This is a genomic window from Mucilaginibacter sp. (genome assembly GCF_965201005.1).
Lineage (GTDB): Bacteria > Bacteroidota > Bacteroidia > Sphingobacteriales > Sphingobacteriaceae > Mucilaginibacter_A.
The window spans coordinates 2417170-2441472 of the sequence record NZ_OZ241747.1; the positions used below are offsets into that span (position 1 = coordinate 2417170).

The window sequence follows — 24303 nt, forward strand, 5'->3', positions numbered from 1 at the left end:
AGGTTAGGTGGGGCGAAATTATACCGATAAAAGAAGCATCAGCTATAAAAATTAAAATCATGTTTAAAAACTACATCACAATTGCCTGGCGTAACATTATTAAAAACCGTGTTTTTTCGCTGGTGAACATTATCGGTTTATCAACTGGTATTGCTTTTACGCTGCTCATTGGCGCGTATATATGGGGCGAGTTGCAGGTAAACCGCCAGTTGAAGAATGCCGATGAACAATACATTATTCAAAGTAAATGGAAAGACCCAAACATGGGTTTTGAGTTGGCTACATTAGCAGAGTTGCCGAAAGCTTTAAAAACAGAATATCCAAACCTGGTGGCCAATTATTACCATTGGGACGGCGTAACGTCAACCATATCAAAAGGCGAAAAACACTTTCGGGAACATATCCAGATTGGCGACAGCACTTTGCTTACCATGTATGGTTTTAGTTTGTTGTACGGCGATGTAGGTACTATTTTTACCGGTCCTTTTTCAGTAGTGGTTACACAAAATAAAGCCATCAAATATTTTGGCACAACAGATGTGGTTGGACAAACGATCACAATTGAAAACTTCTCCGGGTCGAAACATGATTTTACCGTTTCTGGTGTATTAAAAGAAGCAGACAAAAATTCGGTCCTCAACCTAAATGACAACAATAACAATGATTTTTTTCTTCCGGTTACTGCTGCCAAATTTATGGGCAGAACGGTTGACGGCTGGAACAATACCAGCATGGTGGGCTATATTGAATTGCGGCCTGGCGTAAAACCAGGTGATTTAGAAAAACCAATAAAAAGCCTGCTCAGGAAAAATACAATAGTTCAAATCCAACAAAACTTGACACCCTATCTGGTTCCTTTAAAAACTTATTACTTGTTGGCCAATAATGGTGTGGTAAAAAAGATGTTGTACACGTTATCTTCCATTGCGCTTTTCATTTTGCTGATGGCTGTCGTCAATTTCATCAATATGTGCATAAGTCAGTCCGCAACCCGGATGAAAGAAATGGGCATCCGAAAAGTTTTAGGCGGAATGAAAAAGCAATTGGTTTGGCAGTTTTTGATCGAATCAACGCTACTTGTTTTGCTGGCCACTATTTTTGCATTGATCATTTACACGATCGCGAGGCCGTTTTTTAACGATGTTTTAGGAAAAGAAATCCTTAGCCTTTTTGCATTTCCGGTTTACTTTTTTTTGATACCTTTTTTATTGGCATTATTTATTGGTTTAATTTCCGGCATTTATCCAGCTTTTGTTTTGGCTTCTTTAAAATCCGTTGATTCTTTAAAAGGAAAAGTAAGTTCGGTTAAAGAAAGTGTTTTTATGCGGAAAGCATTGGTCGCTTTCCAGTTCAGTATCGCGGTTATCGTTTTTGTTGGTGCACTGATTATCTCGCAACAAGTAAAACTTTTCTTCAGCAAAAACCTGGGTTACAATAAAGATTATGTGGTTTATGCTTCTGTTCCGCGGGATTGGTCGCGCAAGGGCGTGCAGCGAATGGAGCAGATACGAACCCAACTTGCCCAACTTCCTCAAATCAGCAGCATTTCGCTTTCCTGGGAAATACCCGATGGCAACAATGGCGGTGGGTTTCAGGTGTATAAATTTGGTGCGGATTCTACACAGACTGTTGCTGTTCAGAGCATTGTGGCAGATAACCAATTCGCAGCTACTTATGGCATCCCGCTAAAAGCAGGCAGCTTTTTTACTGATGTTTATGCTCCCGGCGATTCGGCAAAAGTTGTAATCAACGAAACACAAGCAAAAGCGATGGGTTGGAAAGACCTGCAGATGGCGATCGGCCAACAAATCCGCATCACCGGAAATAAGGATCCATTTACCATTTGCGGTGTTACCAGCGATTTTCATTTTGGTTCCATGCAACAGCAAATTCAGCCGGTTACTTTCGTCAACGTCAATTTTTCAAACTTCTACCGTTACTTTTCCATCAAGTTGAAGCCGGGCAACGTGCGGCAGGATCTGGAAGCCGTGCAGAAAAAGTGGGCAACGCTTATGCCTGATGCCCCTTTTGAATATAATTTTATGGATGATACGCTAAAAAAACTGTATCAAACAGAAATCCAGTTGCAAAAAGCATCTTACATGGCTACAGCTTTGGCTATTGTTATTGTGTTATTAGGAATTGTAGGCTTGATCGCACAAAGCATCCAAAAGCGGACAAAAGAGATCGGGATTAGGAAAGTATTGGGTTCTTCAGTGGCCGGTATTATCCTTTTGTTTTTAAAAGAGTTTTTAGTAACCGTGTTGATAGCAGGATTGATTGCTTGCCCGATTGCTTTTTTTATCATGCAAAAATGGTTAAGCGATTATGTTTACCGCATTACGATTACGGCAAAACCGTTTTTGATTGCAGTCGCTATGCTTACGTTCGTTACTGCGCTATTAATTGTAATACAAACAGTAAAAGCAGCATTGGCCAACCCGGTGGAGAGTTTGAGAAGTGAGTGAGAAAGGTTTGAGGTGCGAGGTTGGAGGTATCAGCGACTTGCAAAATCCTCGAACCCCGCTCCCCGCACCAAAAAAGTACCGATAAAAGAAGCTTTTAAAATCACAAACAAAGCAAAAGAACTTTATCAAAAAATAAAAAACCAATACATTGCAACGATGTTGCAGTAGTAGGTAAAGATGAAATTTTCAGTGGATTATACTGGCTTAAAACTAACCTGATCGCCAAAAAATTTATTTAAAAAAATCAAACGACTATGAAAAATTCAATTTTTGTGTTATTTATTTCTGCCTTTATTTTCCTGGGATGTGATAATAATAAGAAAGACCAGACCAATCAATATATCACATTGATGAAGCAAAGTGACAGTATTGCTGCGGCTCACCAAAAAATCATCGGTACACATCAAAATATGCTTATCGAACATCAAAAATTTGTTGATGAAGTAAAGGAGAAGCATTTGAACGATGCTTCGGTTATGGCAATAATCGGCAAGCACGATGTTATGCTAAAACGCCATGAAGCGCTGATCAAAAGCCACTCCGATTTAATTGCAGGCCATGCAGAATTAAAAGACAAATTTAGTACGATGAGCGATGCGGAAAAGGATGCCGAGATCAAACAAATGGAAAAAGACCACCAGAAAATCATCAGTGAGCAAAACACGATTGAACAAGAGCAGCAAACAATGATGAAAGACCATCAGGATTTAACAAAGAAAATAGCTGATCTGAAAAAATAGGTTTTTTTCCAGATTTATCCACTCTGTTTTAATGCTTCTTTTATCAGGTAAAAACAGAAAATTGTTATGCTTCTTTTACCTGACAATTTTTGTCGGACAATTATTTGATGCGGACATATTTTTCGATAATCACGCGGTCAATATTTGCCTTTTCAACTTTTTCAATACCTTTTTGGGTCAGCGTATCGTTTTTGATTGAGATCGTAAAATTGAAAGATTTCCCTTCCCAGTTTTTATCGGCATAAAAATCCAAATGTTCTGTGTATTGATTACCTTTCAGCGTATAATTTCCGCCGCCTGCATCAAAATGATTGATAGAATCTTTTGGAGATTGCCTGTCGTGTTTTAAAAAAGCAAAATACGTAGCGTTGATTATTTTGATCATTTGCTGGTTTTTGGTAAAATCTGTAACGCTGCTGTCACCTTTCGTGATAGTTGTTGCAGATACCAATTGCCACGTTCCTATCAGATCAATGCTGTTTTTAGGGCCTGTTTTTGGGTTACAGGCCGTCAAAAACAACAAAGCAACTGATAAAACACTCTGGTTTATTTTCATTGTAATTGCATTATGGTAGTTTAATTATAATTATTTTTTCCTGATTTTAACAATTACCGGTTGTTTAAATGCAAAGCTGTTCAATAAAAAACTACTTATTAATTTGTTGGTTCTGCTGCTTTCATAACTTACTGCATAGCTGATATTTCTATTTTTGAAAACCCGAAAATATGTACTTCTTTTATCGTACATGATTTCAGTTTTTGTATGAACAATGTTCTAAGTGATTATAATCCACCAAATTTTAGGTGATAAAAGAAGCATTGATTTGGTTTTTGGAAAGTGTGGTTTTTTCTTTTTGCAGGATCAAAGAAATCAACCAAAATGAAGGAAATTACGGTTTATAGCGATAAAAATAGTGTTTTGAACCTAACAGAAGTCTTGACAAAGCAATTTTATTTTACCGCTATTTACCTAAAACTTTTTCCGTTCCAGGAACGCACCAATCAGTTGCACGTTTTCGGCAGTTAAATCCTCTCCGGAAATTTCCTGCAGGCACCAGCCACCGTTTTCGCGCAAAATTGTACCGATAAAAACAGTATCCATGGTGATGCTGTAAAGGTTTGGTTCCAGGGCTTGCGCGCGGCAAATGGCGTGTTTGAAAATGCCGGAAATTTGAATGGCTTCCATATCATGCAAAGATAACAGAATAGTGTATTACGCCGTTTGCATCTATTCTCCGCAAAAACAAAAAACCCCGACGCCTGACGGGGTTTTTTAGCAATCTAACGGTTTTGGTGACAGCTATTGTATCGATAAAATCAAAGTTCCTAAAAATTATGGCCGCAGCGATTTTAAACCAACAAAACCATAAGCGGTAATAACTTAAACAAATTGTTTGTTGCTTTTAAGCAAATAAATGATGCCTTTTAGCGGAATGATTGCCCAATCCGGCCGGTGGTTCAGTTCATAAATTAGTTCGTTCAAAGCTTTTTCCATCAGGAAAACCTGGAGCAGAGTATTGAAACCTTCTCTGTCTTTCGGTACAAAACCGGCGTCTTTTACTGTATCTAAATAAGCTTTCACAAAAAAACCGCTTACGTAATGATACCATTGCTCGGCAAAGGGCAGCAGTTTGATGATATCTTCTTCCCGGATCTGGTTATCTGCATACAAACTCCTGTACATAACATAACTGAACGAGCGGATCATGCTGGCCACATCGCGGATGGCAGAACGCTTGATGCGCCGCTCGCTGAAACGGCTTTCGGGGTTGCCTTCAAAATCAATAATAAAAAAATCCTTGCCCGTAAACAAAACCTGTTCGAGGTTATAATCACCATGAACGCGGATTTTATCTACCTCAATGGTTTTACCGTAAATGGTTTTAAATAGCTGCAGGATTTCCTGCTTATTTTCCAATACTTCTTTTGCAAGTGTTTTTTCTGTTTCCGGCAATCCGTTCAGCTTGGTGGTCAACAGGCTAAAAGCAGTACGCACCAACGCCTGCAGGCCAGAATACAACGAACGCTGATAATGCAAAGAGTATTCTTCGGGCGCAAAATCAGGCAAATCCTTGTCCGAAGCCAAAGCCAGGTGCAGCTCGCCGGTACGCTGGCCAAGCGTCTGCACACGGTTGGCCACCATATTGTCCAGCAGTTCAAGCAGGTAAGCGGGCATTTCGTTATAAGGCAACGCGGTGGTTAACGTGCCTTGCAAAGCCGTAATCAGGGGCGGCATATCCGGTAAGGCAATTACGCGTTCGTTAAAATCGTTGATCCTGTCCAGCATATACGTCCAGCCATCACTGTTGCTTTGCACCACTTCCTGTATCATGCCCAGCACCATGTTGCCGTTTTCAAATTTCCACTCGATGGAGCCTTCTAAAGCCGGCGTGTTGCGGAAATTTGTATGGGAAGTTAAAAAACGGATAATCTCCAGATCAGAATTGATCACGTAATCCAGCTTTCTGAAAATCTTTACACAAAAAACCTGGTCGTAAATTACCAGCGTGTTCAGTTGCGGGGCAGACAAAACCCGCGGTTTTATTTTTTCGGTTTCGTTAAGGTGGTTTTTTAAAGATTTGCTTCCTTTAAAAAACAGTTCGCTTTTATGCAGATGGACGGTATGATGATTGGCCGCCAGTTCTAAAACCGCCATTTGCAGTTCCGTTCCGTAAATGGCATCGTATAAAATGCCTTCCTCGCCGTTTAGCAGCAGTTTTGCAATAATGGCATCCGGACAAGTTTCCCGGATTTTTGCAGAAAATGGCTGCCCGCCAAAAGCCACCGGCAACTGAAATTTTTCGGGAAAACCATCATGATATGCCACCTCGATCAGCAAAAAATATACACTTGTTTCCTGAGTTGGCACTTCGGCCACATCAGTGATTTTGATGTTATCTACACGCTTTGTTTCGCTGTCGAACCAGCAAACCTGCTTCAGATAATTTGGCAGGATTTTGTTTTCCAGCGTTTCCAGTGCTTCTTTTAGCGGCAAACTTTTCCATTCTTTTAGGCTGAAGGTAGGCAACTCTACAATTTCCAACGTGCCAGATACTTCTTTTACCAGCTCAAAACACTGGCAGGCGTGCGCGCCCAGCGTAAACAAATAAGGCAAATCCGGTTTAACCTGCGGGAAACGGTTTTTGCTCATCACTTCCACCGGAACAAACCCGGTAAAAGCGTCCAGATCCAGTTGGGCAGCCTGCGGATAACGCGATAAATTGGCCACTACCAGCATTACCTGATCCTGATAAGTACGTGTGTAAACCAGCACTTTGGCGTTTTCCGTTGGGATAAAACTCAAATCGCCGCGGCCAAAAGCTTTGTACTTTTTCCGCATCGCGATCATCCGCTTCGTCCACCACAACAGAGAGGAAGTATTTTTAGACTGAAGCTCTACATTCACCGCTTCAAAATGATATTGCGGGTCCAAAATCAGCGGCAAATAAAGCCGCTGCGGATTGGCCTGCGAAAACCCGGCATTGCGGTCGGCATTCCATTGCATCGGCGTGCGCACACCGTCCCGATCGCCCAGATAAAAATTATCGCCCAGGCCAATTTCATCACCATAATACAAAACCGGCGTACCGGGAAGCGTGAAAAGCAGGCTGTTCAGTAGTTCTATTTTGTTCCGGTTATTCTCTAAAAGTGGTGCCAGCCGGTGGCGTATGCCGAGGTTGATCCGCGCTTTCGGGTTTTTTACATAAGATTTGTACATGTAATCGCGCTCTTCGTCAGTTACCATTTCAAGCGTCAGTTCATCATGGTTACGCAAAAAAATTGCCCACTGGCAGTTTTCAGGAATGGCGGGCGTTTGTTCAAAAATATCGGTCAGCGGGTAGCGGTCTTCCATTTGCACGGCCATAAACATGCGCGGCATCACCGGGAAATGGTAGTTCATCTGGCATTCGTCACCATCGCCAAAATACGCGGCGGCATCTTCCGGCCACATGTTGGCTTCGGCCAGAAGCAGCGTTCCGGGAAAATGATCATCCACGTATTTCCGTAGTTTTTTCAGATAATCGTGCGTTTCGGGCAGGTTTTCGCAATTCGTGCCATCGCGCTCAAACAAATACGGCACTGCATCCAGCCGAAAACCGTCCACACCAAGTTTGCACCAGTAATCCAGGATTTTAAAAACTTCGTTTTGCACCGATGGGTTATCGTAGTTCAAATCCGGCTGATGGCTAAAAAACCGGTGCCAGTAATATTGCTTGGCCACCGGGTCCCAGGTCCAGTTGGAGGCTTCAAAATCCTGGAAAATAATGCGTGCATCTTCGTACTGTTTGGTATCATCTGTCCACACATAATAATTGCGGTGATCTGAACCGATCGGTGCCGTACGCGCGCGCTGAAACCAGGGATGCTGATCGGAAGTGTGGTTGATCACCAATTCGGTTATCACTTTTAAACCCCTTTCGTGGGCTTCTTTTAGCAGTTGTTTAAATTCTTTGATGTTGCCGTAAGATGGGTTAATCGTATAATAATCAGCAATATCATAACCATCATCACGCAGCGGTGAAGGGTAAAACGGCAGCAGCCAGATGGCCGTTACGCCCAAATCCTGCAAATAATCCAGCTTTTGCAGCAAGCCTTCAAAATCGCCGATGCCATCGCCGTTGCCGTCGGCAAAAGCCTTAATGTGCAGTTCGTAAATTACGGCATCTTTATACCAGTGTATTTTATCGTCTAATATCGTTTCGTCGGGCATTTTTCAGCTTTAATAAATTTATATTCCTTAACAATCCGGGTTGATGTTGTTTTCAAAGATAAATCTGTTTTCACATTTCGCCGCCAAAAGCAGCACAACAATTTTAGGTCGGTAAAAACAGCATCCAAGCACAACAGGATGCTTCTTTTACCAGGTAAATTTCATGGTTGCATTCAGCCAGTGGAAGCAAGTAAAAATGCTCAGACAAGCCTTAGATTTTTTGCCATATTTTTTCCTTCGGGAAAGGCTTTTGATATTGCTGATTTACAGATGTGAACTGAAGCGTTTCCTTTGTGCCCAAAGCCAAATATCCCTGCTGTTCCAAGCTGGCATCAAACAAATTAAGCACCCGGTTTTGCAATTGCTGGTTAAAGTAGATGATCACGTTGCGGCAGATGATCAAATTAAAGTGGTTAAAAGAAGCATCTGTAACCAAATTATGGGTTGAAAAAACAATCTTTTTTTTAAGCTGCTCATTTAGTTTGACAAGATCATAACTCGATGTGTAATAGTCATTAAAAGATTGATTTCCACCCGCTGCATAATAATTTTCAGCATATTTTTCCAGAATGTTTTGCGGATAAACCCCGGCCGCGGCTTTTTTCAATACTTCTGGATTGATATCGGTTGCATATAAAATTGATTTATGCAGCAAATCCAGCTCTTTTAGCAAAATGGCCATAGAATAAGCTTCTTCACCGGTGGAGCAGCCAGCGTGCCATATCCGGATCAGCGGCGCGTTGGCGACAGCTGGCAAAACCATCTCCCGAAGGACTTTAAAGAATTCCGGGTCGCGGAACATTTCGGTTACCGGCACTGTGATCTCTGCAACCAGCCAGTTTAAAAGTTCGGGCTTGTTGCTTATCGCCCGGCGAAAATCCTCAAAACCTGAAAACTCCTTCAGCCTGAACATCCGGTTAAACCGGCGGTGCAGCATCGGCCTGGAGTATCCGGAAAAATCATAACCATATAAGGTTGCCAAATCGTAAAGCAGTGCGTCTAATTGCTCATCGGTAATTAAAAACATTTGGTTTTTTGTTGGATAAAAGAAGCATTGCTGTGATGCTTCTTTTATGGCCTGTTTTTCAGCGGTTTTGATCGTAAAGCCAAACCCGCAAAAGCGAAGTCAGCTGATCCACATCCACCGGTTTTGATATATAATCAGATGCTCCGGCTGCAATACAAGCTTCACGGTCAGCCAGCATTACTTTAGCTGTTATGGCAATTACCGGCAGGTTTTTATAGCTTGTCTGCTGTCGTATCGCGCGGATGCTTTCGTAGCCATCCATTTCCGGCATCATCATATCCATCAGCACCACATCTGGCCGGTGTTCGGTCAACTGCTCAATTGCTTCCCGGCCGTTGGTGGCCGTAATTACTTTCATTTTATATTTTTCAAAAGACCGGGTAAGCGAAAATATGTTGCGCACATCATCATCAGCAATTAAAATCGTTTTGTCTTTCAACACATCCGCCAGCAAACCCACACCGTTTGCCTGCTCATTTCCGATTGTAAATGCTTGTTTCTGGCCTTCCATCACGTGCAAAAACAGGGCAATTTCGTCCATCACCCGCTGATAAGATTGTGCTGTTTTTACCACGATAGAATCCGCATATTGCAAAATCCGGTTTTCTTCTGCAATGGAAAGATGCTTGCCTGTAAAAACGATAATCGGTACGCGGCCAATATCTGTTTTTTGGGTGATTTTTTCCAGCAGTTCATAAATGCTTTTTCCGGAGATGCCCATATCCAAAATCACACAATCAGCTTCCCTTTTTTGCAAAATACTGATGCTTTGTTCCACATTGTCAGAAATCCCGGCAGTGATGTTGAACGTTTCTAAAAAGTAAGATAAAGCTTTGGCGTGCTGATGGTTATCTTCTATGATCAGCACTTTTTTAGGGCTGCGCAGCATGGCATCTTCCAGTTTTTCAAAAAGCTGTTTCATCTGGTCTATGGCCAGCGGTTTGTTGATAAAATCAATCGCCCCTTTTAGTAAACTTTCTTTTTTAACTTCCAGGGACGACATGATATGTACCGGGATATGCCGTGTTGCCGGGTTTGTTTTCAATTCTTCCATTACTTCCCAGCCATCTTTTACGGGCAATTGAATGTCCAGCAAAATCGCATCTGGTTTGTACTGGTGCACCATTTCCAAACCTAAATCCCCGCGAACGGCAACGATACATTTATAACCTTTTTCGTGTGTAAACTTTAACAAAGCACTGGCAAAAACGGTGTCGTCCTCAATAATCAAAATCAGTTTGTCGCCTTCTTCAAGTGTGTTGCGGTCGTCTTTAATTTCTGCCGGAATCTGGTTTGATAAATGCCTGATCCGCTGGCCAACAGCCGGTAATGCTTCTTTTATCAGTGTTTTTTCAGGATAAAAGTTTCGCCTGCTGGGCTCATCTTCCTCAATCAGCATAGATTTTTTTGCAGGGATGATTAATGTAAACGTGCTGCCGCTGCCTGGCTCGCTCTTTACTTCAATTTCGCCCTGCAGCAATTCGGCCAGTTTCCTGCTGATGGACAAGCCCAAACCGGTGCCGCCAAAATTGCGCCGTGTGGAGCCGTCTGCCTGTTTAAAAGGTTCGAAAATAAGTCCCTGATCTTGTTCTGAAATCCCGATTCCGCTGTCAGTTACTTCAAACCGGATGAAACTACCGTTTTGCCACGGTTCAATTTTAAGGCCCACCGCTCCTTTTGCCGTAAATTTTAAAGCGTTGGAAAGCAGGTTTTTCAAGATCTGCTCCAGTTTGGTTTGATCGGTTTGGATGGTTTCGGGCAAGTCCGGATCAGCCCAAATAGTCAGATTAAGCTTTTTTTCTTTGGCGACCGGTGCAAACAAACCCTGCATGGCAAAGGTAATTTCAGAAACATGGATTTCTTCATAATCTGCTTCCATTTTACCGGCTTCAATTTTAGAAAGGTCCAGGATTTCGTCAATCAAAGTCAGCAAACCCCGCCCCGAACTCAAGATCACATTGGCAGATTCCACCTGTTCTTCAGTTAAATTGGCATCGTCATTTTCTGATAAATACCTCGATAAAAGCAGTATCGAATTTAACGGCGTGCGCAACTCGTGAGACATGTTGGCCATAAATTCTGTTTTATACTGCGTGCTGCGTTCCAGTTCATGGGCTTTGCGCTGTATCTCCTGGTTACGTTCCAAAATCATCTGGTTGCGTTCCTCCAGCAAATGGCTGCGTTCTTCCAAAACCTGGTTTGATTGTTCCAGTTCTTCCTGCTGCACGCGTAGTTCCTCGTCTGATTGCTGGAGCTTTTGGGTATATGCTTCCAGTTCAACATTCATTTGTTCGAGTTTGTCCCGGCGTACTTCCAGTTCCCGGGCCTGTGCTTGTGTATTGTCCAAAAGCTGTTTTACAGCTTCATTTTTTTGGGTTGAATTAAGTACAATTCCAATATTGGTCATCGCGTGGCTTAAAAACTTCATCACACGTTCCGGGTAAATGCTGGTTGAAGCCAGTTCGATTACGCCCAATGTTTGGTTTTCATAACAAATCGGATAGGCTACCACATCAGCCGGACTAATTTCGCCCCCGGAAAAACTTATGGTGATGCTGTTTTTATCGATGTTTTTTAAGCGGACCATCTTCTGGTTTACAGCGCATTGGCCGCTTATACCCTGCCCTAAACTGATTTTGTGCTGCGGATCAAGCGTTAAAGCGTAACTGCTATTTAAATGCAGCTCCTGCCCGTCCGCCACATAAAATGCGCCCAAATAACTGTCCGTATAAACAATTAGATATTGGAGGATAGATTTCGATAAATTTTGGATAGATTTTTCGCCAAGCATTTCCAGGTTCAGCCCGCTTTCGCCGTTTTGCAGCCACTCGTTTTCTGCCATGTTACCAAAAGCAAACTCAAGCGAACCGGCCATTTTATTTAAAAACACGCCCAACATGCCCAGCGTTTCCTGCTCAGTTGCATTAACCCTGGTTTTGTAATCCCCGCCCGAAATGCGGCTGGTTATTTCCTGTACAATGTTTAGCCGTTTGGCAGCCAGTTCTTCCTTTTCTTCCAAACCGATGCGCAACCTGATGTTCTCATGATATTTTCCGCGAAGCTTAAAGTAATAAATTACCGATATCAGGATTGATAAACTTGTGGCAAAAACAATAATCAGCGGCGTGAAAGCATTTAAAAAGTTTTGCGTTTGAGAGAAACCCGACAATAATGCGTTTTCGTTTCCTTCCATGCGGCTGATAATCAGGCGCAAGTTGTCCATCTCATTTTTACCCTGTTTCAACTGGCTGATAGAGATAATTTTATGATCGCGTTTTTGCCGGATCAATTGCTCAAACCGTTGAAACCGAACCGCAGCTGCATGTTCCAGTATAACCAGGTTCTGTTGCTGGCTGGGATTATTAACGATTAATTGCTGTACTTCTTTTATCGCCGTAAAAACCTTTGTGTCTGCACCGTTGTAAGGCTGTAAAAACACTTCGTCCCCCGAAAGCAGGAAACCACGCTGCCCGGTTTCTGCATCTTTAATGGTTGAAATTATTTTTTCTAACTTAGAAATTACGATAATATTTTTATTTACACTTTGCGCATTGCTGAGCAGGCTATGGATGCTGATATACGAAGCAACAGCGCTGATGATAACCACCAGCAAAGACAAGCCGAAACCCAATTGTAAATCACGGTTGATTTTGGTTTTCATGGAACCTGAAATATTAATTAGTTAAACTTGCTGTGGGTAAACCGGGAGTGTGAAATAAAACGACGAGCCTTTGCCCGGTTCGCTATCTACGCCGTAGCGGCCATGGTGGCGTTTGATAATTTCGGCACAAATGTACAAACCCATGCCGAGGCCCTGAAAACGGTTGGAAGATTCTTCTACCCGGTAAAATTTGGTAAACAACTCGCTTTGCTTATCTTTTGGGATGCCAATGCCTGAATCGGTTACGTTGATCAGGACTTCTTCATTTGAAATAAGGGAAACATCAAACAAAATTTCGGCAGAATTAGGCGAATATTTGATGGCGTTGGTTAAATAATTAAGGATCACTTGTTCAATACGCAACTGATCACCATAAATATCAACACCTGCACGGCCGGTTTTGATGATCGCATGGCTGGGGTAAGTTTGCCTTACGATATCGATTGCATTGTCAATAATCGGGTCAACCTCATAAACCCCGTTCCTGAAATCAAGTTTTCCGCTGGCAATTTTAGAAGTGTCGAGCAGGTCATCGATCAAAATATTAAGCTTTTCTAATTGCTGGCGCGTACGTTCCAGGTATTTGCGGGCATCATCTTTCAAATCCTTGTCAAACGAGCGTTCTACCATCTGCATATAACCTTTAATAGAGGTCAAAGGTGTTTTAAGCTCATGGCTGGCCATTGTAATAAACTCATCCTTAGTGCGTTCGGCCTGTTTCCTGAACTCGATTTCCTCTACCAAAACCTGCTGCATTTTTTGCAGGGAAATGGTTTGCTCATACAATTTGATAAAGGTTTTTATTTTGAGGATCAGTACATCCGGATCGAAGGGTTTGACCATATAATCACGGCCACCGGAAGCATATCCTTTGCTGATGAACTGCTTGTTTACGTTCACTGCGGAGAGAAATATAATCGGGATATCCTGGGTTTTGCTGTAACCGGAGATGGATTCTGCCACTTCAAAACCGTCCAGACCTGGCATTTGCACATCCAGCAAAATCAGGTCATAGCTGTTTTTAAGTACCTTTTTTAAAGCCTCTTCTCCAGACAAGGCAGAATCAACCTGGTAATGGTTTTTTTCGAGGATCCTTTTTAGCGCAATTATATTTTCCGGCTTATCATCAACTATTAATATCATGCAGGCAGATAGGTATATCAGGCTAAATTATAAACATATTTTTATTTTCGGGCAAAATGTAAAGTAAACGGTTATAGGTGCAGGCAATTGTGTAAAAGCTATTATTTTTTATCTGCGTTTCCCTGCGGGGGCAAAACGGCCACATCTTTTTCTACTTCGGTTTGCTCTACGTGTACGGCATATTCTGCCGGTGCTATTTTTATGCCATAAAATTCGGCATAAGATTGTGTAAACTCGGCACCAAAATATAAAATGGCCGCTGTATAATATACCCAAACCAGGATTACGATCAACGATCCGGCCGCACCGTAAGTGGAGCCCGCACCTGTTGTAGAGATGTAAATACCAATTAAAAACCTGCCGATCATAAATAAAACAGCGGTAAACAAAGCACCGGAACGAACGTCTTTCCAACCGATTTTAACATCTGGCAGCACTTTGAATATGACCCCGAAAAGTACCGTTATAACCAAAAAACTAATTACAAAATTGATTGCCTGGATAAAAAGAATAGTGATGTCAGGCAAAAACCTGGTTAATATGCCGCTTAAAGCATCTACAAAACCGTTGATCACCAAAGAAACGATCAGCAAAAAACCTAAACCAACAATTAAGGACGAGGAAAGCAAACGGTCCTGGATCAGTTTCAGCCAGCCTCGTTTCGGCTTGGTTTTAACTTTCCAGATCATGTTGATCGAATCCTGTATTTCAGCAAAAACACTGGTTGCGCCCAGCAGCAGCGTAATACCGCCGATAATTGCGGCAGATGTAGTTTTACCAGATAACTCCGCATTTTTGATCATAGATTGGATTTGTGCAGCAGCCTGATCCCCAACCATGCCGTTGATACCATGAAAAATTTTGTTGTTGCTTGCAGCATCTTTTCCTAAAATCAGCCCGACAATGGACAACAGCAGCAGCAGCAACGGTGCCAGCGAAAACACCGTATAATAAGCCAGTGATGCGCTCAGTTTTAAACCTTTATCATCTAAAAAACCATTAAAAGCACCCGTCAACATTTTAAAACCGTTTTTAAAGGCTTTTATGGTAAAGTATTTTTTTATTTTTTTAAACATAATCCCTTTATTTTGTATTTAGGCCAAATTAACAATAAACCTGTTAACGGCTTTACTTTTGTTATTGTTTATCCTGATCAACAGAAAATATTAACTTTAAACACGCAGCACATACTGTTTTTACCACCTGTTTTTCAGGCAAAAAGCAGTAGCTGCCAAATTTTGATATCAGTTTTACACCAAATTTATGTCGATAAAAACAGTATGCACTTTTTTATTATTGCTGATGGCCGGCTTTGCGCAGGCAGCAGAAGTGCACATCAATCAGTTTATTTTAAAGGAAAATCCTTTTGCAAAAGATGAAGTGGCCATTGTTGCCACAGATTCTGCCGGAACAATACAGGAAAACATTAATGGCTTGTTCAACTTTACCATAAACGGTTTTCAGGAAGAACTGAAGTTTGAAAACGGAACGGCTTTTTATCACCATAAACTGGACAAATCAAGCTTTTTGTACTTAAAACACAAGGATGATTTCTCTTCGCACGCCAATTTGTTTTACATTTTTAAGCACGATTCCAAGCTCGATCCATACAAAATAAGCTGGAAAGTGCTGGTGGCCGTACCGCTGATTTTGGTTTTGCTGGGCTATATGTTTAAGCGGTTTATCATTATTGCCATTGTGATTTTTTGTGTTTTCAGTTATTTTAACTACCACGGCGGCATGAGTTTGGGCACTTTTTTTGAAACAATTTTTGACGGGTTGAAACATGTTTTTTAAAACGGCATCCCGATACCAAAATTAAGCTGCATGAAACTGTATTTTTCGCCATTGTTTTGGTAATAATTATTTTTGAAGGTCCCGGAGCTGAACAGTTCGTCCAGATGATTGACCAAAACCCATTGATTGCTACCGCTAAACTGCGGGTCTTTAAACTTGAAACCGGCATCTAACCGGAACACAAAAAAATCAAGGTCCAGCCGGATACCAGTACCGATACCGATTGCCGTGGTTTTGGGCAACGTTGCCAGCGTAAATTTTCCACCCGGAACTTCATCTTTTAAACGCCAAACGTTGCCGATATCGCTAAAAAGTGCACCTTTTAGCTTTGAACCAAAAAAGTTGCTGGTTATTTTGTAACGGTATTCTGCATTGGCCACAATTTTGATTTCGCCAAACTGATCTAGGTATTTAAAGCGCGCGCGCTGCGCGTCATCCGAATAATAGGTTGCCCGGTTAAAACCGCCCGGCCCAAGCGTGCGTGGCAGCCAGGCACGCATATCATTAGCACCGCCCACATAAAAATTTTTCTCAAAAATCAGTTGGTTGCTGTTGCCGTAAGGTACGCCAACGCCTGGGTTCAAGCGGAAAATAAACTGCTTTTCGCCACCTAAACTTTTGTAAAAACGCAAATCGGCCTCACCTTTGATGTATTGTGAAAATGCCTGGCCAAAAACAGTACGCTGGCCTAACGTATCCCTTTTTGCATCAGTCAACTTACTGATCAAGGCCAGCGAATTGCCGCCTAAATCCACGCTTCCCCTAAAATAAATAAAATTTTGATAACTGTTAAGTAAGCTGTAATTACGCGTGTAGGTGTATTGACTGCCAGCTGTAAAAACCGTACGGCCAATTAAATAAATGTACGAAAACCGGTTTTGGGCCAGTAAATCTTTTTGTGCATTGGCATCAATTTTACCGGAAGAAAACTCAATATTGATCGGCGTGAACGAATGCAGGCTGCGCTTATCGGGCTTCCAATCATACGTGATAGAATTGATGACGCTTTTGCGGGCAACCAGCCCATCCTGATAAAAATACTGAAAATTAGAGGCAAAAGTGGTATGCGGGATGCCAAACCGGCCCAAACTATGGATGTTGAACGGCGAGATAATACCCGGATAAGTCAGGTTGGCACCGATCCTGAAATCTTGGTTTTGGATGCCGTTGTTGATTGCAGCCTGCTCTTTGGCATTATCATACAAGATGCTGTAATTAAATTTTACCTGCAAAATTTCGGCACCGCCAAACAAATTTCGGTTAGTGTATGTGTTGGCCAGGTTAAAACCGTAACGGCCGCTGTTGAAAATAAATTCGCCCTCAACCCTGTCAGACATTTTTTTAAGCGGGATCAGATCGATTTTTGTGTCCAGCCGGTTGCTGCTGTCGGCCGCTTTTTGATAAGTTGGGCTGGGCACATTTCTAAATACGTTCAATTCGGATAAACGCGTAGTGGTCAACGTTTGATTATCAATGTCATAAATCTGGCCTTTTTTCTGGAAGATGTACCTGGTGATATTTTTTGGTTTGAATTTTCCCGAAAAATCAACAAACCTAAACTGTGAATCCAGTTGCAGCGTATCTGGCCGGCCGCGTTTTCTGCCCGAACTTCCGGTGATGGAAATCAGCGTATTATTGATGGTAAATTGTGTGTGCCCGTTTTTATTTTCCGGGTTATCTACCTGCAAATCAACATTTACCAAGCCTTTTCCTAAAGCCGTATCTACCGAAAAACTTACGTATTGCCTGTAAAAATCGTAGTAACCGTTGCGTTTCATCAACTGGTAAAACTGTTCGCGGTCGTAAGCCAAACTATCTTCATCATATCGTTTTCCGGGTTTGATATGCGTAATCAGGCTTTTATTGGACCGGTATAAACCCACCAGTTTCGGGTCGGCAATACTGTCTTTGTAGTTTTTCACTTTAAACAAAGTACCCGGCGTAACATTAAAAACCAGTTCGGCTTTTTTGTTTTTAACCTTGATCTCATCTGCAACCGCAGCTTTTAAAAAACCTTTGTTCTGCAAAAATTTTTGTATCTGGAGCCTGGAAAATTCTACCAGGTTTGTATCTAAAATTGCCGGTGGCTCGCCGATTGCTTTTTTCCCGTTCCGGCTAAAAAGGTAGTAAAACTGTAAATTGACCGCGCTATTGGGCTGCTGCTGTTTATCCACATAATTTTTGGCGGGTTCGGCAAATTCTTCCGAAACACCTTTTATAGTGATTTTGCGCACCAAAGCCTGATTGTCTTTCAGCCGCCGCGTAAGGCTGCAGCTGGAAACCAGAATCAGCATTAAAATACTTAAAATTGCAGCGGCAGAAAGTTTAGCACGTACGTATGGTTTCAAATCAAATCTCTTTTTTAAAATCATTACAACAAAAAAAACACCGCAAAGCGCATGGCTTATTTTTGGTAGAAGGGCCGAAATCAGTCGCAGATTTTTTGCAATCCGATTTTTATACGATAAAAACAGTATTTCATACGCCGCAATCGGAATCAAAAATGCTGAAAGTTTCGGGTAATATAAAGTTTCAGGAAGTTTCTGCTGCCGGGCTGGAAAAGATCAGCAGTTTAAACACACCGCAGGAAATGATTGCGCTTGTAGAAATCCCGGACCGGCAAAAAATCAATTTAAAAACTTTGACCGGGTTTACACTAATGCTGGATGGCGTGCAGGACCCCGGAAATCTGGGAACAATCATCCGCACGGCCGATTGGTTTGGCATCAGGCAAATCATCTGTTCTGAAGATACGGTTGACGCATACAACCCGAAAGTGGTTCAGGCCACGATGGGTTCGCTGTCGCGGATAAACGTGTATTACACCGATCTGCTGTTTTTACTGCCTCAAATTAAGCAACCTGTTTTTGGGGCGATGCTGGACGGCGATAATATTTTCCAAACCGATTTCGGGACGGAAGGGATTATTTTGCTGGGGAATGAAGGCAATGGCATCCGGCCGGAAATCCAACCGCTGATCCATAAAAAGATCACAATACCGCGTTTGGGCCAGGCAGAATCGCTGAACGTAGCAATGGCGGCAACTGTTTTTTGTGCCGAAATCAGCCGGGCAAAACTGATGCAGAAACAGGTTTAAAATAAAATTGACCGGAAAAAATATTTTGCTATTTTTGCAGGCTTAACAAGGTCGGGTGGCCGAGTGGCTAGGCAGAGGTCTGCAAAACCTTTTACAGCGGTTCGAATCCGCTCCCGACCTCATCAAAACCATTAAAAATTAGAAATCATGGGTGTTACTCGTTTAAAAAGAAAAGATAGAAAAAACAAAACTACTTCCCGTTTAGAAGTACAGCATTTAAAATTAGCCACCAATTTAGAGTTGGGCTCACGTTCTGTAGAACCTAAAAAAAGCCAGTTGGTGAAAAATAACGAAGCTATCAGAATTGCTTTAGGTTAAGCTTCTGTCAACTGTATAAAATATAAAACCCTTTTGCTTTTGGCAGAAGGGTTTTTTTATTTATGACCGGATTTTATCAAAATTAAGTGTAAACTGCTTATTCTGATCCTGACAAAAAACAAATTGGCCATGCTTCTTTTATCAGCATAAATTTTGATTTTATAGTTATTTGCCGATTAACAAATTTACAAAAACCACCAAATTTTAGGTGGTAAAAGAAGCATTGCGTTTTTTGAAAAACATTTTAAAGAGCTTAACGATATAATGCTTCTTTTATCAGCATAATTTAGGTGGTAAAAGAAGCATTGCGTTTTTAATAAAGCTTTGTTTGCAGACGAAAAATAAAACCTAAACCAAAAACCTATAAAACCGCTTCTGTTTCAGGTAATGGCTGATCTTGCTGCGGACGGCCATTTTTAAAAGCTTTTCTCGGTGTTAAACCCAAGAGTTCAAACATAGCCATATCGGTATCAAAAGAAGGGTTTGGCGTAGTCAGTAATTTCTCTCCGGCAAAAAGGGAATTTGCACCGGCCATAAAGCATAAAGCCTGTTCGACGGTACTCATTTCGGTTCTTCCTGCGGATAAACGGACTACTGTTTTTGGCATGATAATTCTGGTAGTGGCAATCATCCGCACCATTTCCCAAACAGAAACGCGGGGCTGCCCGGCCAAAGGCGTTCCTTTTACCGGAACCAAAGCGTTAATCGGCACAGATTCAGGATGTTTTGGGAGATTGGAAAGCGTTTTCAACATCGAAATCCGGTCTTCCACTGTTTCTCCCAAACCGATAATGCCGCCGCTGCAAACGGTGATTTTAGCTTTACGCACATGTGATAAGGTTTGCAAACGGTCGTCATAAGTGCGGGTAGTAATGATGCGTTTGTAATCATCTTCCGAAGTATCCAGATTATGATTGTAAGCATATAAACCAGCATCGGCCAGGCGTTGCGCTTGTGCTTCGTTCAGCATCCCGAGCGTGCAGCAAACTTCCATATCCAGGGCGTTTACTGCTTTTACCATGTCGATTACTTTGTCAAAATCACGGTTATCGCGCACCTCGCGCCAGGCCGCGCCCATGCACAAACGGGAAGCACCGCCTGCTTTTGCTTTTTCGGCAGCGGCAATTACTTCCTCTTTCGGCATGATGGCGTGTACATCTACACCGGTATTATAGCGGGCGGCCTGCGGACAATAAGCACAATCCTCGGGGCAGCCGCCGGTTTTGATAGAAATTAGGGAACTGATCTGCACTTCCGCATAATCCATATTTTCGCGATGTACGGTTGCGGCACGATAAATTAAATCGAGTAGTGGTGTATGGTAAATTTCTGCAATTTCTTCTTTTGTCCAGTTATTCCTGATCTCCGTCATGATGCGCTAATTAACTTTTCGCAAATCTAATAACCTGTTTAAATTTATTCAAAGATTTTTACATGCTTCTTTTATGCACTAAAATTTGGTGGTTTTTAACGGTTTTCCGTCAACAAATCAAAAAGCAAATTTACAGGTATAAAAGAAGCAAAATGAAATTTCAACTGACTTCTGGCAAAAATAAGAAACCTTTAAATTTTGGAAGGCACAACCACAATCGGCGCAGCTTTCTTTTTAAATACGCCCAAAACGGCACTGATGTTGGATTTGATACCGAGGAAAACCGGGAACAGATCAACATTGGTATTTTGTATTTTACTGAAATTGTGCATATATCTGCCTTGAACAAAGATGGTAAAAGCAGCCCCTAAAGAAATGTCGGCCCCTAAACCAGCCTCTGCAGAACCGGTGAAACTGTATTTGTTGACTTGTGTTGCGGTTAGCTGCTGTGTGTTTACCTGGATATTTGGCAAATTTGTTAGGCCAAGCCCCGGACCGGCAAAACCATAAAAACTAAAATGTTTGCCATTAAAACGATAGCCGGGCGTAACTTCCAGCATGTAAAAAGTGCTGCTGCCATATTTGATGCGATATGGATTACCCGTTTCGTCAGAATAGTTTTGATAGTAACCGTAAGAAATCAAATCCAACACGCCCATTACAAAAAACTTGTTGTTTTTGGCACGGATTTCTACACCTAAGTTGCTGGAAAACTGCGGCTTTAAAATACTGTTGATCTGGCCGCTGTTAAAGCCATAACCAAAACCGCTTACGCTAAAAAGCTGCGTGCTGTCTTTTTTAGTAGTTTGGGCTGATGCCTGTTGATCGAAACTGAAAACTGCGGCAAGTAAAATTGAAGTAAGTAATATTTTTTTCATTATTGAAACTGTGTAGTTTTTTCTTTCGATTAGAAGCAATGTAAATTCGTAATGTTTGTGTTTATACGGTAAGTTTTACAACAATAGTTTTGAGGCCAGCCCTAAAATCAGCAAAAAACCAAAACAATCTGTAAATGTGGTGATGATTATGGACGAGGCAACTGCCGGATCAATACCAACGCGCTTTAAAAGCAACGGAATGGAGGAACCGGCCAAACCGGCAATCAGTAAATTTCCGGTCATCGCCATAAATAAAACGAAGCCCAGCCTGATGTTATGGTCATAAAAAACGGCAATCAAAAATACAATCACACCGTTGGAAGCCCCATTTACAAATCCTACCAAAAATTCTTTTATTACAGTGATGTAGGCTTGCCGGTCACTCAGATTAATCAATGAAATCCTCCTGACTGTAACCGCAAGTGCCTGAGTGGCAGCGTTTCCGCCCATTCCGGCAATAATCGTCATGTAGGAAGAAAGGATGACGAGTTTAGAAAGCGTGGCATCAAAACTGCGGATCACGCCGGCCGCCAAAAACGCTGTTCCCAGATTGATGATTAGCCAGGGCAAGCGGCTTTTGATGGCATCCTGCCAGGTTCCGCCCAGTTCTTCATCTTCAGAGACACCGGCAATTTTTAAAATGTCTTCGGTACTTTCTTCCTGCAAAACATCAATAATATCGTCTACCGTGATGCGGCCCAGTAATTTCAGTCCGTCATCCACCACCGGATACTGGTGAGGTTGTATTGCGAAAATAAACGCGCCACCTCTTCCTGGTCCATCCCGGCTTTTACATATACAAAATCGCGGTTCACCATATCGGCAACATGCACGTCCATGCGCGATTTCAATACTTCTTTTACCGATAAAAAACCTTGCAGTATATCTTGATCATCAGTAACATAAATATAAAAATCCTCCATTTCTTCGGATTGGCGGATGATCTCGTCCAACGCTTCTTTTTTGGTGAAATTGATGTTCACCTTGATGATTTCGGTGTTCATCAAACCACCGGCCGTATCCTCGGCATAACTCAGCAGCGCACGGATATTGGAGGCGTCTTCTTCATCCAGGTCCTGCAAAACTTCCTGCTGGTCTTCCTCGTCCATTTGCGAAATCAGGTCGGTCGCATCGTCATAATCCAGTTCCTCTACAATTTCAGAACGCTTTTCAGGGTTAAGGTTGAACAGGATTTCTTCGGGATGATGCTCCTCGCTCATTTCCGCCAAAACCTCGGAGGCCACATCACTTGGCAACACATTTACAATCCGTTCGCGTGCTTCCGGCGAAATTTTACCACACAAATCTGCAATTTCCGAAGCATGGTAATCCTCCAGAAAAGCCACCAGCGCAACGTCGTCCTCCTCCAAAGCCTGTCGGATCAGCAGTAAATCATTTCTATCGATATCAAAAGACGGCATCCGCCTAAGTTACGGTTTTGGGCTGATTTATTGGTTTCCGCTTGGTTTTGGGTTATTGGTTTTGGTTTGATTTTAAGATATACTGTTTTTATTAATATAAATTTGGACTGATGTTTTGGTTGAATTTTGAATTAATGGTATAGGCTGAATAAAGATCGTCCCCCTAACCCCCATCAAAAAGGGGAACGCATAGTGGTTACCTTAATTTCGTTTAAAAATGCAAAAAACTATAAAATGCCATAGTTCTCTTCCCCCTTTAAAGGGTTAGGGAGGATGACAATGTCTGATACTCTATTCAGATAGGATAAGAGCCTGTTTAAAATTTAGATAAAAGGAATGTTATAGGTTTAGATAAACCAGTTGGGATTGTTCTTTTTGTGGTGATGAAACCTTTAAAGGATGTGTAGCCTTCCCGAGATTCCTGCCAATAAAAGTAGTTAAAAAGACCAACTTTAAAATTGGTGTACGAAAAGATCAGCATTCACAAAATCGCAGATTGGAAAAGCGGTCAAAGAACGTGAAGGAGGCAGAGAAGCATTAGCTATCAGACAGGAACTGGGTGTGAGCAAAGCGGCTTTTTATAAATGGCGACAGCGTTACGGTAACTTAGAAGTAAGCGAACTGAAAAAGATGAAGGAACTGGCGGACGAGAACATCAGGTTAAAAAAGATGTTTGCTGAGCTTAGTTTGGTATATGAAGCTTTAAAGGATGCCATGGCAAAAAAGCTGTAGGGCCTTATGAAAAGGCGACTGGTTGCAGAATTTATGATATCTGAACATCGAATCAGCCAGCGTCAGGCCTCAAAGGCAGTTGGCATAGCGCGGACATCCATGCAATATCAAAGGAAAGCTAAATCTGATGCAGGTGTTATCGAACAGCTAAGGACATTAACAGAAAAGCATCCAACCATTGGCTTCTGGCAAAGTTATCACCGCTTGAGAAGACAAGGTTTTGGCTGGGACCTTAAAAAGGTTTACCGGATCTATACTGCTATGAAACTTAACATTAGGAGACGGCGCAAAAAACGATTGCCAGCAAGCATAAAGCAAGCTTTGTTTGTACCGCAAAGTATTAACCAGGCCTGGCCTGTGGATTTTATGAATGATAGCCTTTGGGATGGCAGAAAGTTCCGGCTACTGAATATTGTTGATGATTATAACCGGGAAGTGCTGGCCATAGAAACAGATATTTCCCTGCCCACTGTAAGGCTTATTAGGGTATTGGAACAGCTAAAGGATTGCCGTGGTTTGCCACAAATGATCAGGGTAGATAATGGATCAGAGTTCATTTCTAATCAACTGGACTTGTGGTGTGAGGGGAATAAACATCACATTGGTTTTCATTCAGCCAAGCAAACCTACACAAAACGCTTGTGTGGAAAGAGGCAATGGCAGAGAACTACTGAACGCATATGTGTTCAAAACGCTATGTGAAGTCAGGGAAAAGGCTGAAGAATGGATGGTCGATTGCAATTATCACCAACCTCATCAAGCCTTAAACTTTAAAAACCCTGGCGATTTGTCAGAGCAATTGTAACATAGAAATCCTACCTTCCATCGGCACAAATTAAAGAGAAGCATACAATGTACGAGCTTCGTTTAACTAGCATTGTCAATTGGCTTACGAACTTATAACCTAACGTTTTATGGCCTGCTGAAAAAAGTCAAAT

19 protein-coding genes, 1 tRNA gene and 1 pseudogene are annotated in these 24303 nt (G+C 42.0%); 9 read left to right on the forward strand and 12 right to left on the reverse strand.

Annotated elements, in window-relative coordinates; translation table 11 throughout:
* Positions 1–59: 59 nt before the first annotated feature.
* Together ACOFKR_RS11150 and ACOFKR_RS11155 are read left to right on the forward strand one after the other, a co-directional pair.
* A complete protein-coding gene (locus ACOFKR_RS11150; RefSeq protein WP_419800876.1) occupies positions 60–2468 on the forward strand; it encodes an ABC transporter permease in 2409 nt (802 codons plus the stop codon).
* 254 nt (positions 2469–2722) lie between these two features.
* Positions 2723–3208, forward strand: a complete 486-nt coding sequence (locus tag ACOFKR_RS11155; protein WP_419800877.1) for a hypothetical protein — start codon at positions 2723–2725, stop codon at positions 3206–3208.
* A 100-nt stretch (positions 3209–3308) separates the two neighbouring features.
* On the opposite strand, the gene ACOFKR_RS11160 is transcribed toward ACOFKR_RS11155, so the two are convergent.
* From ACOFKR_RS11160 to ACOFKR_RS11190, 7 genes are all read right to left on the reverse strand, one after another.
* A complete protein-coding gene (locus tag ACOFKR_RS11160; RefSeq protein WP_419800878.1) occupies positions 3309–3764 on the reverse strand; it encodes a hypothetical protein in 456 nt (151 codons plus the stop codon).
* A 414-nt stretch (positions 3765–4178) separates the two neighbouring features.
* Complete coding sequence (locus ACOFKR_RS11165) at positions 4179–4394, reverse strand: hypothetical protein (protein ID WP_419800879.1); 216 nt, start codon at positions 4392–4394, stop codon at positions 4179–4181.
* Between the two features lie 195 nt (positions 4395–4589).
* Complete coding sequence (treS, locus tag ACOFKR_RS11170; protein ID WP_419800880.1) at positions 4590–7919, reverse strand: maltose alpha-D-glucosyltransferase; 3330 nt, start codon at positions 7917–7919, stop codon at positions 4590–4592.
* A gap of 211 nt (positions 7920–8130) precedes the next feature.
* Positions 8131–8946: a CheR family methyltransferase gene (locus ACOFKR_RS11175; protein ID WP_419800881.1), complete on the reverse strand. Its 816-nt coding sequence runs from the start codon at positions 8944–8946 to the stop codon at positions 8131–8133.
* A 58-nt stretch (positions 8947–9004) separates the two neighbouring features.
* Positions 9005–12607, reverse strand: coding sequence for a response regulator (locus tag ACOFKR_RS11180; RefSeq protein WP_419800882.1), 3603 nt, complete (start codon positions 12605–12607; stop codon positions 9005–9007).
* Positions 12608–12628: 21 nt separating this feature from the next.
* Positions 12629–13750, reverse strand: coding sequence for a hybrid sensor histidine kinase/response regulator (locus ACOFKR_RS11185; RefSeq protein ID WP_419800883.1), 1122 nt, complete (start codon positions 13748–13750; stop codon positions 12629–12631).
* Positions 13751–13851: 101 nt separating this feature from the next.
* Complete coding sequence (locus tag ACOFKR_RS11190; RefSeq protein ID WP_419800884.1) at positions 13852–14826, reverse strand: YihY/virulence factor BrkB family protein; 975 nt, start codon at positions 14824–14826, stop codon at positions 13852–13854.
* A gap of 187 nt (positions 14827–15013) precedes the next feature.
* Between ACOFKR_RS11190 and ACOFKR_RS11195 the strand changes: the two genes are divergently transcribed.
* Positions 15014–15547, forward strand: a complete 534-nt coding sequence (locus tag ACOFKR_RS11195; RefSeq protein ID WP_419800885.1) for a hypothetical protein — start codon at positions 15014–15016, stop codon at positions 15545–15547.
* On the opposite strand, the gene ACOFKR_RS11200 is transcribed toward ACOFKR_RS11195, so the two are convergent.
* Positions 15544–17895 (reverse strand): BamA/TamA family outer membrane protein, encoded by a 2352-nt coding sequence (locus ACOFKR_RS11200; protein WP_419800886.1) that lies wholly within the window; start codon positions 17893–17895, stop codon positions 15544–15546. The two genes, ACOFKR_RS11195 and ACOFKR_RS11200, sit on opposite strands and share 4 nt — an antisense overlap.
* Here ACOFKR_RS11200 and ACOFKR_RS11205 point away from each other — a divergent pair.
* From ACOFKR_RS11205 to ACOFKR_RS11215, 3 genes are all read left to right on the forward strand, one after another.
* Entirely contained in the window at positions 17886–18644 is a 759-nt protein-coding gene (locus ACOFKR_RS11205; protein WP_419800887.1) for a TrmH family RNA methyltransferase, read from the forward strand. The genes ACOFKR_RS11200 and ACOFKR_RS11205 overlap by 10 nt on opposite strands.
* A 49-nt stretch (positions 18645–18693) precedes the next feature.
* A tRNA-Cys gene (locus ACOFKR_RS11210) sits at positions 18694–18764 on the forward strand.
* A 27-nt stretch (positions 18765–18791) separates the two neighbouring features.
* Complete coding sequence (locus tag ACOFKR_RS11215; protein WP_419800888.1) at positions 18792–18962, forward strand: spore protein; 171 nt, start codon at positions 18792–18794, stop codon at positions 18960–18962.
* A gap of 361 nt (positions 18963–19323) precedes the next feature.
* On the opposite strand, the gene bioB is transcribed toward ACOFKR_RS11215, so the two are convergent.
* From bioB to ACOFKR_RS11235, 4 genes are all read right to left on the reverse strand, one after another.
* Positions 19324–20334: a biotin synthase BioB gene (bioB, locus tag ACOFKR_RS11220; RefSeq protein WP_419800889.1), complete on the reverse strand. Its 1011-nt coding sequence runs from the start codon at positions 20332–20334 to the stop codon at positions 19324–19326.
* Positions 20335–20525: 191 nt separating this feature from the next.
* A complete protein-coding gene (locus ACOFKR_RS11225) occupies positions 20526–21212 on the reverse strand; it encodes a hypothetical protein (protein WP_419800890.1) in 687 nt (228 codons plus the stop codon).
* A 75-nt stretch (positions 21213–21287) separates the two neighbouring features.
* Entirely contained in the window at positions 21288–21935 is a 648-nt protein-coding gene (locus ACOFKR_RS11230; RefSeq protein WP_419800891.1) for a magnesium transporter, read from the reverse strand.
* Positions 21920–22633 carry a magnesium transporter MgtE N-terminal domain-containing protein gene (locus ACOFKR_RS11235; protein ID WP_419800892.1) on the reverse strand — a complete coding sequence of 238 codons (714 nt, stop codon included), beginning with the start codon at positions 22631–22633 and terminating at the stop codon, positions 21920–21922. The genes ACOFKR_RS11230 and ACOFKR_RS11235 overlap by 16 nt, the downstream gene beginning before the upstream one ends.
* Positions 22634–23113: 480 nt before the next feature.
* Between ACOFKR_RS11235 and ACOFKR_RS11240 the strand changes: the two are divergent.
* The 3 genes and pseudogenes from ACOFKR_RS11240 to ACOFKR_RS11250 form a co-directional block, all read left to right on the forward strand.
* Positions 23114–23365 (forward strand): annotated as a pseudogene (locus tag ACOFKR_RS11240) (transposase); the annotation flags it as partial.
* A gap of 6 nt (positions 23366–23371) precedes the next feature.
* Entirely contained in the window at positions 23372–24067 is a 696-nt protein-coding gene (locus ACOFKR_RS11245) for a DDE-type integrase/transposase/recombinase (RefSeq protein ID WP_419800893.1), read from the forward strand.
* The gene (locus ACOFKR_RS11250; protein WP_419800894.1) at positions 24009–24170 is read left to right on the forward strand and encodes an integrase core domain-containing protein; all 162 of its coding nucleotides are present in this window, start codon (positions 24009–24011) and stop codon (positions 24168–24170) included. Before ACOFKR_RS11245 ends, ACOFKR_RS11250 begins: the two co-directional genes overlap by 59 nt.
* Positions 24171–24303 lie beyond the last annotated feature (133 nt).

Bases quoted from the DNA above. Each gene is read 5' to 3' on its own strand.
- ACOFKR_RS11150 (WP_419800876.1), top strand. From the start codon at position 60: ATGTTTAAAAACTACATCACAATTGCCTGGCGTAACATTATTAAAAAC.
- ACOFKR_RS11155 (WP_419800877.1), top strand. From the start codon at position 2,723: ATGAAAAATTCAATTTTTGTGTTATTTATTTCTGCCTTTATTTTCCTG.
- ACOFKR_RS11160 (WP_419800878.1), bottom strand. From the start codon at position 3,764: ATGAAAATAAACCAGAGTGTTTTATCAGTTGCTTTGTTGTTTTTGACG.
- ACOFKR_RS11165 (WP_419800879.1), bottom strand. From the start codon at position 4,394: ATGGAAGCCATTCAAATTTCCGGCATTTTCAAACACGCCATTTGCCGC.
- treS (WP_419800880.1), bottom strand. From the start codon at position 7,919: ATGCCCGACGAAACGATATTAGACGATAAAATACACTGGTATAAAGAT.
- ACOFKR_RS11175 (WP_419800881.1), bottom strand. From the start codon at position 8,946: ATGTTTTTAATTACCGATGAGCAATTAGACGCACTGCTTTACGATTTG.
- ACOFKR_RS11180 (WP_419800882.1), bottom strand. From the start codon at position 12,607: ATGAAAACCAAAATCAACCGTGATTTACAATTGGGTTTCGGCTTGTCT.
- ACOFKR_RS11185 (WP_419800883.1), bottom strand. From the start codon at position 13,750: ATGATATTAATAGTTGATGATAAGCCGGAAAATATAATTGCGCTAAAA.
- ACOFKR_RS11190 (WP_419800884.1), bottom strand. From the start codon at position 14,826: ATGTTTAAAAAAATAAAAAAATACTTTACCATAAAAGCCTTTAAAAAC.
- ACOFKR_RS11195 (WP_419800885.1), top strand. From the start codon at position 15,014: ATGTCGATAAAAACAGTATGCACTTTTTTATTATTGCTGATGGCCGGC.
- ACOFKR_RS11205 (WP_419800887.1), top strand. From the start codon at position 17,886: ATGGTTTCAAATCAAATCTCTTTTTTAAAATCATTACAACAAAAAAAA.
- ACOFKR_RS11215 (WP_419800888.1), top strand. From the start codon at position 18,792: ATGGGTGTTACTCGTTTAAAAAGAAAAGATAGAAAAAACAAAACTACT.
- bioB (WP_419800889.1), bottom strand. From the start codon at position 20,334: ATGACGGAGATCAGGAATAACTGGACAAAAGAAGAAATTGCAGAAATT.
- ACOFKR_RS11225 (WP_419800890.1), bottom strand. From the start codon at position 21,212: ATGAAAAAAATATTACTTACTTCAATTTTACTTGCCGCAGTTTTCAGT.
- ACOFKR_RS11235 (WP_419800892.1), bottom strand. From the start codon at position 22,633: ATGCCGTCTTTTGATATCGATAGAAATGATTTACTGCTGATCCGACAG.
- ACOFKR_RS11245 (WP_419800893.1), top strand. From the start codon at position 23,372: ATGAAAAGGCGACTGGTTGCAGAATTTATGATATCTGAACATCGAATC.